This is a genomic window from Dokdonia sp. Asnod1-B02 (genome assembly GCF_045063955.1).
In the GTDB taxonomy this organism is placed as follows: Bacteria; Bacteroidota; Bacteroidia; order Flavobacteriales; family Flavobacteriaceae; genus Dokdonia.
The window spans coordinates 2701412-2717914 of sequence record NZ_JBEFNW010000002.1 but is presented as its reverse complement, the minus strand read 5'-3'; the positions used below and the strand labels follow the sequence as shown (position 1 = coordinate 2717914).

At 37.3% G+C, this 16503-nt stretch carries 16 protein-coding genes; 14 read left to right on the top strand and 2 right to left on the bottom strand.

Features of this window, described 5'->3' with window-relative positions:
* The first annotated feature begins 125 nt into the window (after positions 1-125).
* The 11 genes from dapF to ACJJVU_RS12175 all read left to right on the top strand — a co-directional run bounded on the left by dapF (position 126) and on the right by ACJJVU_RS12175 (position 11586).
* Positions 126-902: a diaminopimelate epimerase gene (dapF, locus tag ACJJVU_RS12225; RefSeq protein ID WP_405225859.1), complete on the top strand. Its 777-nt coding sequence runs from the start codon at positions 126-128 to the stop codon at positions 900-902.
* Complete coding sequence (locus ACJJVU_RS12220) at positions 899-1441, top strand: GNAT family N-acetyltransferase (RefSeq protein WP_013749679.1); 543 nt, start codon at positions 899-901, stop codon at positions 1439-1441. The genes dapF and ACJJVU_RS12220 overlap by 4 nt, the downstream gene beginning before the upstream one ends.
* Complete coding sequence (gene mltG, locus ACJJVU_RS12215) at positions 1442-2485, top strand: endolytic transglycosylase MltG (protein WP_405225855.1); 1044 nt, start codon at positions 1442-1444, stop codon at positions 2483-2485. It abuts the gene before it with no gap.
* A 247-nt stretch (positions 2486-2732) separates the two neighbouring features.
* The gene (locus ACJJVU_RS12210) at positions 2733-3383 is read left to right on the top strand and encodes a peptidoglycan-binding protein LysM (RefSeq protein WP_405225852.1); all 651 of its coding nucleotides are present in this window, start codon (positions 2733-2735) and stop codon (positions 3381-3383) included.
* A gap of 399 nt (positions 3384-3782) precedes the next feature.
* The gene (locus tag ACJJVU_RS12205) at positions 3783-4442 is read left to right on the top strand and encodes a peptidoglycan-binding protein LysM (RefSeq protein ID WP_405225850.1); all 660 of its coding nucleotides are present in this window, start codon (positions 3783-3785) and stop codon (positions 4440-4442) included.
* Positions 4443-4691: 249 nt separating this feature from the next.
* Positions 4692-6581: a molecular chaperone HtpG gene (gene htpG, locus ACJJVU_RS12200; RefSeq protein ID WP_405225847.1), complete on the top strand. Its 1890-nt coding sequence runs from the start codon at positions 4692-4694 to the stop codon at positions 6579-6581.
* A gap of 187 nt (positions 6582-6768) precedes the next feature.
* A complete protein-coding gene (locus tag ACJJVU_RS12195; protein ID WP_339848456.1) occupies positions 6769-7326 on the top strand; it encodes a thioredoxin family protein in 558 nt (185 codons plus the stop codon).
* 214 nt (positions 7327-7540) lie between these two features.
* Positions 7541-8314 (top strand): diadenylate cyclase, encoded by a 774-nt coding sequence (locus tag ACJJVU_RS12190; RefSeq protein WP_298325686.1) that lies wholly within the window; start codon positions 7541-7543, stop codon positions 8312-8314.
* 4 nt (positions 8315-8318) lie between these two features.
* A complete protein-coding gene (locus ACJJVU_RS12185) occupies positions 8319-9314 on the top strand; it encodes a DUF3667 domain-containing protein (protein WP_405225843.1) in 996 nt (331 codons plus the stop codon).
* A 24-nt stretch (positions 9315-9338) separates the two neighbouring features.
* The gene (locus ACJJVU_RS12180; protein ID WP_405225841.1) at positions 9339-10352 is read left to right on the top strand and encodes a DUF3667 domain-containing protein; all 1014 of its coding nucleotides are present in this window, start codon (positions 9339-9341) and stop codon (positions 10350-10352) included.
* Positions 10353-10467: 115 nt separating this feature from the next.
* The gene (locus tag ACJJVU_RS12175) at positions 10468-11586 is read left to right on the top strand and encodes an adenylate/guanylate cyclase domain-containing protein (protein ID WP_405225838.1); all 1119 of its coding nucleotides are present in this window, start codon (positions 10468-10470) and stop codon (positions 11584-11586) included.
* 57 nt (positions 11587-11643) lie between these two features.
* On the opposite strand, the gene ACJJVU_RS12170 is transcribed toward ACJJVU_RS12175, so the two are convergent.
* Positions 11644-13410 (bottom strand): ABC transporter ATP-binding protein, encoded by a 1767-nt coding sequence (locus ACJJVU_RS12170; RefSeq protein WP_405225835.1) that lies wholly within the window; start codon positions 13408-13410, stop codon positions 11644-11646.
* Positions 13397-14170 carry a tRNA pseudouridine(38-40) synthase TruA gene (gene truA, locus ACJJVU_RS12165; RefSeq protein ID WP_405225832.1) on the bottom strand — a complete coding sequence of 258 codons (774 nt, stop codon included), beginning with the start codon at positions 14168-14170 and terminating at the stop codon, positions 13397-13399. The genes ACJJVU_RS12170 and truA overlap by 14 nt, the downstream gene beginning before the upstream one ends.
* A 49-nt stretch (positions 14171-14219) precedes the next feature.
* On the opposite strand from truA, the gene ACJJVU_RS12160 reads away from it, so the two are divergent.
* The 3 genes from ACJJVU_RS12160 (at position 14220) to ACJJVU_RS12150 (ending at position 16436) form a co-directional block, all read left to right on the top strand.
* Positions 14220-14711 (top strand): metallophosphoesterase family protein, encoded by a 492-nt coding sequence (locus ACJJVU_RS12160; RefSeq protein ID WP_405225829.1) that lies wholly within the window; start codon positions 14220-14222, stop codon positions 14709-14711.
* A gap of 159 nt (positions 14712-14870) precedes the next feature.
* The gene (locus ACJJVU_RS12155) at positions 14871-15803 is read left to right on the top strand and encodes a peptidylprolyl isomerase (RefSeq protein WP_405225826.1); all 933 of its coding nucleotides are present in this window, start codon (positions 14871-14873) and stop codon (positions 15801-15803) included.
* Between the two features lie 105 nt (positions 15804-15908).
* Positions 15909-16436, top strand: coding sequence for a YfiT family bacillithiol transferase (locus ACJJVU_RS12150; protein WP_405225823.1), 528 nt, complete (start codon positions 15909-15911; stop codon positions 16434-16436).
* Positions 16437-16503 lie beyond the last annotated feature (67 nt).

Here is a 16503-nt window from a genome sequence, read left to right as displayed (position 1 = left end):
CGTTGCATTTAATCAATAATCGTTAAAATTAAAAATTTAGTATATCTACGGTTTCTATTTAACTGCCATTTAACACGAGAAACGAAATCGAGATTTGCTATTTTTGTCGTAATAAAGCATTAAAAATGACAATCCCATTTTCAAAATATCAAGGTACTGGCAATGATTTTGTAATCATAGATAACCGTACTCAATACTTTCCCAAAGATGATACCAAACTCATCTCAAAGCTCTGTGACAGAAAGTTTGGCATAGGAGCAGATGGATTAATGCTGTTAGAAAACCATCCTTCGGCAGATTTTAGAATGGTGTACTATAATGCAGATGGTAATGAAAGTAGTATGTGTGGTAATGGTGGACGTTGTTTGGTAGCTTTTGCGAAAGCGTTATCTATTATAGAAAACAAGGCAACCTTTGAAGCGATAGATGGTTTACACGAGGCAACCATAGAAGGTGATATCGTGCAGCTGAAAATGCAGGATGTATCTGAAATTAAGAAAGATGCTGCTTACACATTTCTAGACACAGGCTCTCCACATCATATTGCAATGGTAGATGATGTAGAAAAAGTAAACGTAAAAGCCGAAGGAGCAGCATTACGTTACGGTAGTTTATATGGTGAGGCGGGAAGTAATATCAACTTTGTACAGCAATTAGATAATGCTCATTTTGCAGTGCGCACCTATGAGCGTGGAGTAGAGGATGAAACGTTGAGCTGTGGGACAGGAGTGACAGCTGTTGCAATCGCAGCACATACAAATGGCTTAACCACTAGCAATAAAGTAGCGCTAGATGTACAAGGTGGGAAACTGTCTGTACAGTTTGAGAAAACTAATGATGGGTATTCTAATATCTATTTAATAGGTCCTGCAACATTTGTTTTTAAAGGAGAATGGCAATGAAGACATTGCAAGGCACCCATTGCTATTTAAGAGCACTAGAACCAGAAGATATTGATCACGTATATCGTGTAGAAAATGATGAAGGTTTATGGAGTGTGGGAGAGACACTTGTTCCGTTTTCTAAATATGTGCTCAAAGAATACTTAGCAAACAGTCACCGTGATATCTTTGACGTACGTCAATTGCGCTTAGTAATATGTGATAGTACTTCACATAGTTTTGTAGGTCTTATTGATGTATTTGACTTTGATCCACATAATTTAAGAGCAGGTATAGGTATTGTAATTGCTGGTGAGGAACATAAGAGAAAAGGTTATGCCACAGAGAGTATTAACCTTCTCAAAAATTACTGCAATACACATCTCAATTTACACCAACTATATGCTAATATAGAAGAGGATAATAAGGCAAGTATCTCACTATTTGAAAAAGCAGGTTTTGAGTTAATAGGTATTAAAAAACAGTGGAGACGCAAACGCAGTCTCACTACAGGAAAAGAATCATATATAAACGAATTACTATACCAACACATATTCTAGATGTACATTAAAAAGATTTTACTACTTATAGTTGCCATAGGCATTGTTATAGGAGGCGTATTTGCTTACACAGTATACACTTCTATTTTTTCTGACAATACTGCCTTTAACAATGATCGCGCGCACTTATACATTGCAACAGGATCAGCTTTTAATGATGTGGTTGCAGATCTCTCACCACTCTTAAAAGACGAAGATTCTTTTATTACTGTAGCCGAAAAGAAAGGATATAATGATAATGTAAGACCTGGTCATTACATTATAAAAAAGGGGATGAGTAATAATGAGATTATCAATACCATCCGTATTAAAAATACACCTGTAAAAGTGGCTTTTAATAACCAAGAGCGTTTACAAGATATGGCGGGTAGAGTAGCAACCCAAATAGAAGCAGACAGTACATCGCTTATAACAGCGATGCTCGATACAAACTTCTTGAGAGAACATGACTTTAATAATGACACTGCACTTACTATGTATATCCCAAATAGCTACGAGTTTTTCTGGAACACGAGTGCAGAAGATTTTAGAGCAAGAATGCTTAGTGAGTATAAAAAATTCTGGAATGCCACGAGATTAGCCAAAGCTGAAGCGCTTAATCTAACTCCGCAAGAAGTATACTCGATAGCAGCCATTGTGCAAAAGGAAACTGCCAAAACTGACGAAAGACCTAGAGTGGCCGGTGTGTATTTAAACAGACTTAGAGATGGTATAAAACTCGATGCAGATCCTACTGTTATTTATGCCGTAAAGAGAGAAAAGAATGATTGGGGCATGGTAATAAAACGTGTGCTTTATAAAGATCTAGAAGTAGACTCTCCATATAACACTTATAGAAATAGAGGTATTCCTCCAGGGCCTATATTCATGCCAGATGTAACGGCTATCCAGGCCGTGCTCAATCCTGAAAAGCATAACTACTATTACTTTGTAGCAGATGTAGAAAACTTTGGATATCACAAGTTTGCTAAGACATTGTCACAACACAATGCAAATAGCGCTGCATACAGACGCTGGATCAACAATAAGGGTATCAATCGTTAAGTCCTTGTTAACTTTCATGTTAACAGGTATTAAATGATATTTCTAACACACTAAAGCTCCTTATATTGAAGTTGTTACCGTGATTCTCATAGAGACGCGGTTAACAGAAAATTCCTATTATTAGGGATATGTTCTTTTAATTACAATAGAATAATGGCAAGCCGCGCTTGCAAGCTCTTATGAGAATTACTAAAGATTAGATCACACTAAGTGGTCGGTAATTGTAAACTTTAATTCGATTCATTATATGAAGAGACGTTATTTACTATTAGTAGTATTGCTACCTGTGTTATTTATAATATCTACAGGTTTCATTGTAAAAGATGATAATGGCAATGCGATAGCCGCAATGTGGTTCAAAAACCAGGCAGATACTTTTGTAACTCCTACGCTTGAATCATTTGTACCCGATTTTCCAGGAGGATTTAATAGTCCTGTTTTGGGAACATCGTATATAGGCTTTAAGGAAGCTTTGGCTTTTAGTGAGTCCAGTGGTAATTATTTTGCAGTAAACAGACTTGGTTATAAAGGCAGATACCAGTTTGGTCAATCTACTCTTAAGTGGGTAGGTGTAGACAGTGCAAGAGATTTTATGAATTCTCCAGCCATGCAAGAAAGTGCATTTGATGCGCTTGTAGCAAGGAACAAATATGTTTTACGTGAGTATATCAACGCCTTTGATGGTAAAACAATAGGAGGTCATAAAGTTACCGAAAGTGGTCTCATAGCTGCGGCACATTTATGCGGAGCAGGAAACGTTAAGAAATTTCTTGACTCTGGTGGTGAGGATGTATTTGCAGATGCAAATAATGTACCTCTCACATCTTATCTAAGTCGCTTTGGCAACTTTGATACATCAATTATCCCCGCAAATGCGTCGGCAAAAGCTACTTTATAATTACTAAAAACCCAGACACTAATAGGTCTGGGTTTTTTATTGCGCATTATTTAAGGATCTATATAGTTGAATGCCTTATGTTAAAGTAGTGTTATGTCTTGCTATTAAGGAAGTTTTCTGGTCTACTTTTGCACTGTTATTGTATCGTCTAGTAGTGTAAATTGACGTTTTGAAGTGGGATTGATTGTAGAGAGGAGAGCGTTTTTAAGTCTGTTAGGTGTCGTAAGAGGTGTAAATAACCTCGTAAATGCAAGTAAATGAGCGCAGAACAGTGCTTTTGAGTGATTTGCCGATTAGGCTTGTCCATTACTCAAGATAGTTGTATTTTTGCGCGCCGAAATAGAGAGCACTTTAAGAAAGGTTTTAATTATGACCTTTTGGCGATCGAAAAGCAACCCTATGCTAAGAAACTTGACTAAAGTTACTGTATTACCTTTTATGTTAGGTATTCTGATGATTTCCCCAACATCTGACGAAACATATGATTTTACTCACTACGCTACAGATGGAACATCTCTAGATTACAGTGTTGCCCTTCCTAATGAAACTGAAGAAGTTCCATTTGTTTTTAACCCCACACCACTTACCGGAAAAAATTATACAGGTTTTAAAGAAGCACTTGCTTTTAAAGAATCGAGAGGTGATTACTTAACGATAAATAGTTTTGGTTACCTCGGGAAATACCAGTTTGGTGCATCCACCCTTGACCTTCTAGGTATTACAGATGGATCTGAGTTTTTAGAAGATCCGCTACTTCAAGAACAGGCTTTTTTATTAAATGCTTCCCGTAATAAATGGGTTCTTAGACGTGATATTAAGCGTTTTGAAGGACGATGGATTGCAGGAGTACGAGTGACGGAGTCCGGTATACTTGCCGCAGCTCACCTTGCTGGACCTGGTAGTGTAAAGAAATTTTTAAGATCTGGTGGAGAAATTGGTTTTGCAGATGCCTTTGGCACCAACATACGTAGCTATATGAAGCGATTTTCTGGTTATGATGTGTCTAATGTAAAAGCAGTAAAATATCCATCTATTGACAAATTAACGGCTAGTCTATAAAGTATATAGCTAGTGTAAGAATATATAAGACATCCAGTATCATATAGATGCTGGATGTTTTTTTATACGCTTTCGCGAAAGCGTAATTACTCACACTTAAAACTCTGTCATTGTAGGTGTATTACTAGATAGAAACAAGTAGCTACTATCTTTAAAAGGTTGTAAAATGTCAGTTTGTCACTTATGTCGTTGTGGTACTTTTTTCGCTTTAAGCGAGAAAGAATTATTACAAATCAAAACACATATAACATGTCAACAGGAAAAATTAATGTATCGGTAGAGAATATCTTTCCGCTTATTAAAAAGTTCTTATATAGTGATCACGAGATCTTTCTTCGTGAGCTCGTTTCAAATGCAACAGATGCAACACTAAAACTAAAGCACTTAACTTCAATAGGAGAGGCTAGTGTAGATTACGGAAATCCTAAAATTGAGATTAAGATAGATAAAGAAGGAAAGAAACTTCACATCATCGATCAAGGTCTTGGTATGACACAAGATGAGGTTGAAAAGTACATCAACCAACTAGCATTTTCTGGAGCAGAGGAGTTTTTAAATAAGTATGAAGAAGGAGCAAAGGATACTGGAATTATAGGTCATTTTGGTCTAGGTTTCTACTCTGCTTTTATGGTAGCTTCTACTGTAGAGATTATCACAAAATCTTACAAAGATGAGCCTGCAGCACACTGGACGTGTGACGGTAGCCCTAACTTCACACTTGAAGCGGCAGATAAAACTGACAGAGGAACAGAAATCATACTACACATTGCAGATGATAGCTTAGAGTTTCTTGAAGAAAACCGTATCTCTGGATTACTAGCAAAGTATAACAAGTTTATGCCAGTGCCAATTAAGTTTGGTATGAAAACAGAAACACTTCCTAAGCCAGAAGACGCCAAAGAAGAAGATCCTGCACCTACACAAGAGGTAGATAATATCATCAACAACCCAGAACCAGCATGGACTAAGCAACCTGCAGATCTAGAGGATGAAGATTACAAGAATTTCTACCAAGAATTATATCCATCACAATTTGATGAGCCATTATTCAACATTCACTTAAATGTAGATTATCCTTTTAACCTAACAGGAATTTTATACTTCCCTAAGTTAGGACAGGATATGAACATGCAAAAGGATCGCATACAGTTATATCAAAACCAAGTTTTTGTAACTGATAATGTAGAAGGTATTGTACCAGATTTCTTGACAATGTTACACGGAGTGATAGACTCTCCAGATATTCCACTTAACGTATCACGTAGCTATTTACAAGCAGATGGTGCCGTAAAGAAAATCTCTGGTTACATCTCACGTAAAGTAGCAGATAAGCTTAAGTCATTATTCAACAGCGATAGAGCAGACTTTGAGAAGAAATGGAATGACATTAAACTCGTTATCGAGTACGGAATGTTATCTGAAGATAAATTCTTTGAAAAAGCAGATAAGTTTGCTTTATACCCTACAGTAGATGATTCTTACTTTACATGGGAAGAGCTTGAAGCAAAAATAAAAGACAACCAGACGGATAAGGATGGTAAAATGGTAGTGCTTTATGCAAGTGATAAAGATGCACAACACTCATACATTGAAAGTGCAAAAGCAAAAGGATATGAAGTATTATTATTAGATACTCCTATTGTACCGCACTTAATCCAAAAACTGGAGACAAGTAAAGAGAACGTGAGCTTTGTACGTGTAGATGGAGATCACATCAATAATCTTATCAAGAAAGACGAAGAAGAGATTTCTAAACTTTCTGACGAGGAGATGGAAACTGTAAAAACTACCATTACAGAAGCGATAGGGACTACTTCTTATACGGTTCAAGTAGAAGCGATGGACAGTAACGCTGCACCATTTATCATTACACAACCTGAGTTTATGCGTCGTATGAAAGAGATGCAGCAAACTGGCGGTGGCGGTGGTATGAACATGTTTGGTAATATGCCAGAGATGTACAACCTTGTAGTAAATGGTAACCATGCACTTGTGTCAGAAATTCTCAATGCAGACTCAGAAGACACTAAGAAGCGTTTAATTACGCAATCATTTGATCTAGCAAAGCTTTCTCAAAACCTTCTTAAAGGAGAGGAGCTTACTAGCTTTATCAAACGTTCTTACGAGATGATTAAATAATTTTACTCGATATTATTTATATCTAGTAAGAAGTAAATTTTATAAAAGCCACTTTTCATTTATGGAAAGTGGCTTTTTGATTTTATAAAAGCGTAACTTTTTAAGTAGCTTACCGTCCTATGAGATAGTAGCGCAATAACTTCACTTGTTATTTTGCAAACGACTACATTTAATAAATAAAAATATCATGTCACTTACTCCTTCTACCATGCTCGATCTGGGTACAAAAGCTCCAGAATTCCAACTTATAGATACAGTTACAAATCAGCTGTGTAGTTACCACGACATAAAAGGAGAACGCGGTACCGTGGTGATGTTTATATGTAATCACTGTCCTTTTGTTGTTCATGTGATAGACGAGATTGTACGTATTGCAAATGATTACCGCGTGCTTGGTTTTGGGTTTGTTGCCATAAGCAGTAATGATATTGTTAAGTATCCGCAAGATGGGCCAGAGATGATGTGGCAAAACGCTCGTAAGAACAATTTCACCTTTCCATACTTGCTTGATGAAACGCAAGAGGTAGCAAAAAACTATAAGGCGGCATGTACTCCAGATCTCTATGTCTTTGGACCTAATGACAAGCTCGTGTATCGCGGTCAGCTAGATAATAGTCGTCCGGGTAATGGAATTCCTGTAAATGGACGTGACCTCAGAGAGGCGCTAGATAACATTTTCAATAGTAAGCCCCAATCTACCCTCCAAAAGCCAAGTATGGGTTGTAACATCAAGTGGAAATCATAAATAGTGTAGTAGGATTATTACGCTTTCGCGAAAGCGTGACTCAATAAATATATCTTTTAAATTCTTAAATATCAGTAAGCGTTAGGGTCGCAGTCTAGAAGTAAGCCGAAAGTAAAGACCGCAAAATCAAAGTGGTGCCACTTAAAATTAAGTTTTTAGGTGCTAGATTTTTTGCTCTCCCTTTTTCTGCTATTTTTACGTAAATCCTAGACTATTGGAAATTTTAGAAAATCTACGCATCTTAGACGGTATCGACATTTTGCTCGTTGCTACCTTGATGTTTTACTTATACAGGCTCGTTAAGGGAACGGTAGCTATAAATATCTTTATAGGTATTGTGGTGATTTATCTTATCTGGCAACTCACAGTACTTCTCAAAATGGAAATGCTTAGTACTATACTAGGGCAGTTTATAGGAGTTGGTATGTTTGCGCTCATTGTAGTCTTCCAGCAAGAAATCAGGAAATTTTTATTACTCATAGGAAGCACAAACCTCACGAAGGGCGGACTATTTAAGAATTTTAATTTTTCAAAAAAAGAAGGTGTTCTCAATCTAGATATTCATGCAATTCTAGGAGCTTGTGAGAATATGAGTAACACCAAGACAGGTGCACTTATCATAATAAGAAGGGCAACGAGTCTAGAATTTGTAAAAGACACCGGAGACCGTATGGAGATTGAGGTAAACAGACCTATTATAGAGAGTGTTTTTTATAAGAACTCTACGTTACACGATGGTGCAATGATTATTGAGGATAATAAGATAACAGCAACACGTGTTATTTTGCCTGTAACTCAAGAACGCAATATTCCATTACGCTTTGGACTTAGGCATCGTGCTGCAGTTGGAATCACAGAAAAGACAGACGCACTTGCTCTAGTGGTAAGTGAAGAAAGTGGTGCTATAAACTATATAAAGGATGGTGAATTTGTGCTTTTTGATACCATAGATGAGCTGCGTGTTTTATTAGAACAAGAATTAATGTAACGCCATGTCTAAGAAACCATCAGATAATAGTAAGCTAGATAAAAAGAGTAGTAAGCTTGCTAAAAAAAGCAGAGATGTCCTCGTAGTTTCTGACCACTGTAAAAACTGCGGAACCCCAGTACAACTAGACCAGCGATTCTGTTCTCATTGTGGAGCAAAGCGCATGTATAATAGGCTCAACACCCGTAATCTTCTAGAGGACTTCACAGAGCGTTTTCTCAATATTGAGAATGTATTTTTAAAAACGTTTATCGTATTATTTACCGCACCAGAAGATGTAATCCATGGCTATGTAGAAGGTCTTAGAAAAAGATACATGTCTGCCTTTGGATATTTTGCTGTAGCACTTACCATAACGAGTGTCTATACCTTTTTCTTTAGAAATTGGTTTATTGATTCTGAGAGTTTCTCTGAGTTTTCAAATGGATTTGCTAGCGGATTCAAATCCCCTGATACTACAGTATTGAATGATTACATGGACTTTGTTTTTGATTATCAAAGCCTCTTTAGTTTTCTATGTATTCCGCTGTATGCTGTGATTTCAAAACTGGTTTTTTGGAACTATAAACAATATAATTTTATAGAGCATATTGTCATCTATTTATACACCTATTCTCAGGTTCAGATTTTGATGTCTGTGCTTGGTATGCTCTTCATCTGGTCAAATATGGCACAGGTGATACTAGGAGTGGTGACTACTGTATTTCCTATATTTTATACGATTTATGTACTCTATAGAATATTTGACTTAACAATAGAAAAGGCTATACTTAAAACTATATTGTTTCTTGCCATACTATTACCACTATCATGCCTTTTTATGAGTGCTGTGGGCGGGATTATGTATGCTACAGGTATGCTTGACGAATTTGTAGCAAATGTAAAACAGCAATCTGAATTAGCCAAAACAGCTAGAGAAGCTGCTGTAAAAGCAAAGGACTCTATACGTGTAGATAGTGTCAAAGCAGCTGTGCAAATCGTAAAAGATACGCTCAACTAATCTATTGAATATTAAAACCAACCTATGTCTAAGTTATCTCGCGCTGAGAAAAAAGCTTTAAAAAAGAAACAGAACCAACTAGAAGTAAAGGATACCTGTGTAAACTGCGAGCAATTTATAGCACTAGATCAAAGGTTTTGCTCACACTGTGGTGGTAAGCGTATTTATAATAAACTCACGTGGCGTAACTTACTAGAAGACTTTGTAGATCGATTTTTTAATCTAGAAAATTCCTTTATAAAAACATTTGTAGCAATGTTTCGCCAGCCAGAAGATGTGATAGGTGGTTACATTAATGGGATGCGCAAGAAGTACCTTCCGGCTTTTAGTTACTTTGCTATAGCGATAACCTTGAGTGGATTTTATTCATTTATATTAAAAGGTTGGTTTCTTGAGGAATTTATATCTGCTCAATCTAGCTTCTATGGAGTAGATATGGCAAGTGCTCAAGTGGAAATGACTGAGACCGTTACAAATACCATGATGGAATATCAGTCCATATATATGTTTCTTAGTATTCCTATTATGGCGCTTATATCTAAACTCGTATTTTGGAACTATAAGAATTACAATCTAGTTGAACACTTTGTAATATACTTGTATACATATTCTCATATATCAATAATATCCGTTACTCTTAACCTATTGGTTATTTGGAATACGACACTACTTTTTGCATTTAGTTTTGTAACTATATTCCTATTATTTGTATTTACCGTTTATGTGTTGAAACGACTATATCAATTAGATAGCGCCAGTGTGATTTTGAAGAGCTCCTTGTTTTTAGTCATTATACTCGCGTTCTCTTGCTTTTCAATTATTCCTCTTATGATATATGGAGCAGCGCAAGGTGTCAAGATTGCCAAAGGGGAGAAGTTAAACATTGATGAAAATTCATTTATGGGCAATATGATGAAGCCAGCTCTTGAGCAAGCAGAACGTAGAAAAATCAAAGACTCCATAAAACAAGACAGCCTCAAACGTCTAGAGTATGAGCTAGAGATCACTCCAGATATGATTAAAAATAGACCTCAGTAGATATACGCTTTCGCGAAAGCGTAACAACAATAAATTTTCTCACAAATATCTCTTAAACGAGTAGTGATTGTTAGTATATATAAGGTACTTTGATAGACGCAGCATAAGATGATATATGAAACTATTTAAAAAAGAATTTACCAATAATGAGATTCTATTCTATGTAAGGCGTGCCTTGTGGATTCTCTTTGCGTGGATGCTGGTTGCAAATATTATTTTTCTTTATGACTACGCAACACTCGTATCTGCAGATGCACTTACATCAGATTTTGATTTTGAAGTTTCCTTTAAGGCAAACTTACTGGTGTCTATCATGGCAGGTTTAATAGGAGGTATTTTTACCGTTAATATTATGGAGCTGTGGTTACGTAAATATGCTTTTTGGAGAGCGCTTATTTACATCACGTTGCTCTATGTCATTATTGCGTTTATTGTAGGTACTGTAGGAGCATATTACTACTATGCAGATTATCTTGGATTACATCTTACCAGTGACTTACTTTATGACCGCGTGATTTCCTTTTATACCGAGCACATATTCATCAAGAATTTTGTGGTGTGGCTGTTTATTGTCATTCTAACGCTTATCATCCTTATGATTAATGATAAGTATGGTCCAGGCGTTTTTCCAGATTATTTGATGGGGCGTTATTTTCATCCTAAAACTGAGACGCGCATTTTCATGTTTGCAGATATTAGAGACGCCACTAGAATTGCCGAAAAACTGGGCGAACAAGAATACTTCAACTTTTTAAAGGATTTCTTTAATGATATCGCTCCAGCTATTATGCAAACTAAGGGCGAGGTATATCAATACGTAGGTGACGAGGTTGTTATCACTTGGAAGATGAAGAACGGCGTAAAAAATGCAAATGCCTTGCGCTGTTATTACCGCATGAAGAATATCATTTACAAGAAATCTATAAAATATTACAAGCGCTATAATGCCTTACCAGATTTTAAAGTTGGCTTTCATTATGGCCAAGTTACAGTAGGGGAGCTGGGTAAAATAAAGAGAGATATTGCCTTTTCTGGAGACGTACTTAATACTACGGCACGTATCCAGAGCATGTGTAATGAGAAGGGTGTTGATATACTCGCGTCAAAAGCATTTGCAAGTATACTACCTAAGTTGCCAGGCACTACACGAGTAGTATCCATGGGTGAGGAGCTTCTTAAAGGTAAAAAGGAGGAAGTATCGCTAGTGACTTTTGAGCAAGGTAATATTAACTAATCTTTACAAACTATATACGCTTTCGCGAAAATGTGCTCAATAGATTAATAGTGAGAACTAGCTAGCCTCTGCTTGTGTAAACTGTACTTCATAAAGATTACGATAATGTCCATCTTCCTTAGCGAGAAGTTCTTTGTGTGTTCCTTGCTCGATGATTTTACCTTTTTCCATTACAATAATTTGATCTGCTTTTTTAATAGTAGCAAGACGGTGAGCAATCACAATAGAGGTTCTTCCTTTAGTGATTTTATTAATCGCTTTTTGGATGAGTTGCTCACTGTGTGAGTCTACAGATGAAGTAGCTTCATCTAGTACAAGAATCGATGGATTACTTACATAAGCTCTTAAAAAAGCAATAAGCTGGCGCTGGCCGCTAGAAAGCATTGAGCCACGCTCTTTTACATTATAGTGATATCCATCAGGAAGGCTAGAAATAAATTTATGAACGCCAATAGTTTTTGCACTTTCTATCACTGTTTCCTCAGAAATGTCAGGATTGTTAAGCGTGATATTGTTTAAGATGGTGTCGGCAAATAGGAATACGTCTTGTAACACGACAGCAATCTCATTTCTTAGATTGTTCAGTTTTATGTCTTTAATGTCTGTCCCGTCTAGTAATATCTTACCGCTATCTATCTCGTAAAACCTACTAAGCAAGTTAATGATAGTTGATTTTCCTGCGCCAGTAGATCCTACAATAGCAATAGTTTGCCCTGGTGCTGCAGTAAGTGATATTCCTTTGAGTACCTCTTCATTCTCTACGTAAGAAAATCTAACATCTTCAAATTCTATGTTACCTTGTACGTTGTCAAGTGCTAAGGTTCCTATATCTTGTATAGAAGATTGCGTGTCTAAAATCCCAAAAACACGATTTGCTGCAACCATTCCCATTTGCAGAGTGTTAAATTTATCTGCTATTTGTCTAAGTGGTGTAAAAAGCATCTGTATGTAGCTTATAAACGCAGTGATTAATCCTATGGTGATAATATCACTCTGGGCAGCTTTAAGACCACCATACCATACAATAAGACCTATGGTAACAGAAGTACATATCTCTGCAATAGGGAAGAAGATAGAGTTATACCACACCGTCTTGTTCCACGCGTCCATGTGCTTTTTATTAATCGCTTGGAATTTTTTATGCTCGATAGCTTCACGGTTAAAAATCTGTACGATTTTCATCCCAGTTACACGTTCTTGTACAAAGGTGTTAAGGTTTGCTACTTGCGTGCGTACTTCCTCAAAAGCTACTTTCATCGCTTTTTGGAATACACGAGTTGCATATAAAATCACCGGGAAAACAGCAAGAACAATGAGCGTAAGTCTCCAGCTCTCATAAAACATAAATGCAAGAACGACACTCATCTTCAATAAATCTGCAATAATCATAAAGAGACCTTGAGAGAAGATACTTGAGATGGTCTCAATGTCACCTACGGCTCTAGTAACTAATCTCCCCACTGCCGACTTGTCAAAATATTGCATCTTGAACGTAAGCATGTGATCAAAGAGTTTTACTCTTATATCCTTAATTACTTGCTGCCCTATCCAGTTAGAAAAATAAATAAATAGCAGCTGAAATAAAACCTCACCAAAAAGTACAGCGGCCATGAGCCCTAGATAATGGAATAAGTCATCACTAGATCGTTGTGAGATTCCTAAATCTATGGCGTTTTTAAGGAAATATGGGCGGAGCGCAGCACAAAGAGAAAGTACTACGGCAGCTATAGCAGCTATATATAATCTACTGCGATACGGTGTCGTAAAAGCGAGTAAACGTTTAAATAATTGCGTATCAAAAGCTTTTCCTTTAGTCTCTGCCATGATCTTTATAAATTGTTTCTGGGTATAAAATCTCTGTCAAGTACAAACCGCGTCCGGGAACTGATTTTCCAGCCTGTGATCTACTCTTGCCAGTTATTACCTCGTGCATCCATGCGATGTCTCTCTTTCCTTCGCCTATTTCTAGTAAAGTACCTACAATGGCTCGTACCATATTACGTAAAAATCTATTTGCCGTAATGTGAAAATGATACTCATCTTCTGTCTCTATCCACGTTGCACGTGTAATATCACAAAGATAGGTGTTCACGTCAGTATTTGATTTAGAAAAACACTCAAAATCATTATAGTCAAGCAGTATCGCTGCCGCTTTATTCATAGCTTCAATATGCACTTCATTCCGTACTGTTGGGGCGTGATCTGATGTGAAAGGGTTTTTTTCTTTCCCTATGCGATACACATAAGATCTACTAGTGGCGTCAAAACGGGTATGTGCTTTATCTGCCACTTGAAAAATGCGTTTAAAGGCTATATCTTTTGGTAAAAGGCGATTGAATTTATGGGTAAGTTTTTCTATGCTTTCTTGAGTAGTAAAATGGTCGCCATCCCAATCGAAATGAGCATACATCTGTGTGGCATGTACACCCGCGTCAGTGCGTCCAGCGCCCATAATTTGGACTGGTTTTCTTAAAATCATAGATAGTGATTTCTCTATCGTTTCTTGCACGGTAACGGCATTAGGTTGACGCTGCCAGCCATGGTAGTGTTTTCCAAAGTAAGAAAGCTCGATAAAATAACGCACTGTGTTGTATTTTTGTGGCAAATATACGCTTTCGCGAAAGCGCACTCAAATGAAAAAGATACTCCTACTAAGCGATACACATAGTTACATAGATGATCATATCTTGGGTCACGTAGACTGGGCAGATGAGGTCTGGCATGCGGGTGACATAGGTGACTTAGAAGTAACAGACGCTATAGCAAAACGGAAACCGCTACGAGCTGTTTTTGGAAATATAGATGATACAGAAGCACGACAAGAATTCCCGCTCAATAATAGGTTTACTTGTGAAGGGGTAGATGTTTTGATCACTCACATAGGCGGTTATCCAGGAAGATATTCGCCAGCAATACGCGATGAGATATATAGTAACCCACCTAAGCTGTTTATTTGCGGGCATAGTCACATCTTAAAAGTGATGCCAGATAAAAAAAGAGGCCTCCTACATATGAACCCAGGAGCAATAGGAAAACATGGTTTTCATAAAGTGCGCACCATGCTCAGATTTACGGTTCATGCAGGCAAGATTGAGAATCTTGAGGTGATTGAGGTAGCGCGGTAGCTGTCGCTCTTAGCTGTTGATAATCAATTTGTAAGACTTGCAAGTTAAGCTTTGTATTGCGTGAAGCTGACAATGTGGAGGTTTGTAACATTTTCGCGCAAGCATATTTGCCTTCCCACTAGTAAATAGTATCTTTGCAGCTCATTAAAAATAAGGATAATGAAAGACGGAATTTACGCAAAGATACATACGCCAAAAGGCGAAATCATTTTAAAATTAGAGCACGAGAAGACACCAGGGACGGTAGGAAACTTTGTGGCGCTAGCAGAAGGAAATCTTGAGAACTCACAAAAGCCTCAAGGAACTCCATATTATGACGGATTAAAATTTCACCGTGTAATTCCTGATTTTATGGTTCAAGGTGGTTGCCCACTAGGAACAGGAACTGGTGATGGAGGATACAAATTTGATGATGAGATTCACCCAGACTTAAAGCATGATGCTCCAGGAAAACTTTCTATGGCAAATGCAGGTCCTGGAACAAACGGAACTCAGTTTTTTATTACACACATTCCTACAGATTGGTTAGACGGTAAGCACACTGTTTTTGGAAACGTTGTAGAAGGACAAGAAGTTGTAAATGCTGTGGCTCAAGGTGATGAGATGACAAAAATCGAAATCATTAGAGTAGGGGCAGAGGCAGAAGCATGGAACGCAGTTGAAGCTTTTAGAACTTTCGAAGGTTCAAGAACAAAACGTGTTGAAGAAGAAAGAGCTGCACAAGCTGCAGAAATTGAAGCGCTAGCAACTGGTTTTGAAACTACAGCTAGTGGACTACGCTACCAGATTATACAAAAAGGTACTGGTGCAAAAGCAGAAAAAGGTAAAACAGTTTCTGTACACTATAAAGGAGCACTTCCTGATGGGACTGTGTTTGATAGCTCATTTAAAAGAAACCAACCTATTGACTTTCAATTAGGAGTAGGGCAAGTAATTCCAGGATGGGATGAAGGTATTTCTTTATTAAACGTAGGAGATAAAGCACGCTTAGTAATTCCTTCAGATTTAGGATACGGAAGCGCTGGTGCAGGTGGAGTAATTCCTCCAAATGCAACATTGGTGTTTGACGTAGAGCTTGTTGCTGTAAAGTAATTAGTTTTTGATACATATTTAAAAGGTCTGACTTGCGTCAGACCTTTTTTTATGGAATTGAGTCAATAATGTTTTGTATCGCAAAGCTTTGCTATTTTTGATGATATGGAAACACTACAATATCCTATAGGAAAATTTCAAGCACCTGCGCAAATTACTCAAGAGCATCTCACAGCGTGGATTGATACTTTAGACCAATTACCAGCTAGACTACGAGCACTTACAAAGGATTTAAGTGACCAGCAGCTAGATACTCCATACCGACCAGAAGGATGGACGGTAAGACAAGTGGTGCATCACCTAGCAGATAGTCATCACAATAGTTACATACGTTTTAAATGGGCACTTACAGAAGATAATCCTGTGATTAAGGCGTATGACGAGAAGGCATGGACATTGCTGCCAGATCTAGAAGCATCACCTATAGAGTGGTCATTGCGACATCTTGAGGTGATCCATCATAAACTTGTGAGACTACTTAAGGTAATGACAGAAGCACAGTATCAAAGAACCTTCAGTCATCCAAACGGAAATAAGATAGTTACTCTAAAAGAAAACCTAGGACACTACGCATGGCATAGTAACCATCACTATGCGCATATTGAAAATTTAGTTAAAAGGAGCAATTGGTAGTGATATGTTTAACACATAAAAAATCCCACATAGTTTACTATGTGGGATTTTTATTTGACAGCAATGT

Coding starts and splice junctions, on each gene's coding strand:
- ACJJVU_RS12180 (WP_405225841.1), top strand. CDS start 9,339: ATGTCTAAGTTATCTCGCGCTGAGAAAAAAGCTTTAAAAAAGAAACAG.
- ACJJVU_RS12170 (WP_405225835.1), bottom strand. CDS start 13,410: ATGGCAGAGACTAAAGGAAAAGCTTTTGATACGCAATTATTTAAACGT.
- ACJJVU_RS12150 (WP_405225823.1), top strand. CDS start 15,909: ATGGAAACACTACAATATCCTATAGGAAAATTTCAAGCACCTGCGCAA.
- htpG (WP_405225847.1), top strand. CDS start 4,692: ATGTCAACAGGAAAAATTAATGTATCGGTAGAGAATATCTTTCCGCTT.
- ACJJVU_RS12175 (WP_405225838.1), top strand. CDS start 10,468: ATGAAACTATTTAAAAAAGAATTTACCAATAATGAGATTCTATTCTAT.
- ACJJVU_RS12155 (WP_405225826.1), top strand. CDS start 14,871: ATGAAAGACGGAATTTACGCAAAGATACATACGCCAAAAGGCGAAATC.
- ACJJVU_RS12210 (WP_405225852.1), top strand. CDS start 2,733: ATGAAGAGACGTTATTTACTATTAGTAGTATTGCTACCTGTGTTATTT.
- ACJJVU_RS12205 (WP_405225850.1), top strand. CDS start 3,783: ATGCTAAGAAACTTGACTAAAGTTACTGTATTACCTTTTATGTTAGGT.
- ACJJVU_RS12220 (WP_013749679.1), top strand. CDS start 899: ATGAAGACATTGCAAGGCACCCATTGCTATTTAAGAGCACTAGAACCA.
- mltG (WP_405225855.1), top strand. CDS start 1,442: ATGTACATTAAAAAGATTTTACTACTTATAGTTGCCATAGGCATTGTT.
- ACJJVU_RS12195 (WP_339848456.1), top strand. CDS start 6,769: ATGTCACTTACTCCTTCTACCATGCTCGATCTGGGTACAAAAGCTCCA.
- ACJJVU_RS12185 (WP_405225843.1), top strand. CDS start 8,319: ATGTCTAAGAAACCATCAGATAATAGTAAGCTAGATAAAAAGAGTAGT.
- dapF (WP_405225859.1), top strand. CDS start 126: ATGACAATCCCATTTTCAAAATATCAAGGTACTGGCAATGATTTTGTA.
- ACJJVU_RS12160 (WP_405225829.1), top strand. CDS start 14,220: ATGAAAAAGATACTCCTACTAAGCGATACACATAGTTACATAGATGAT.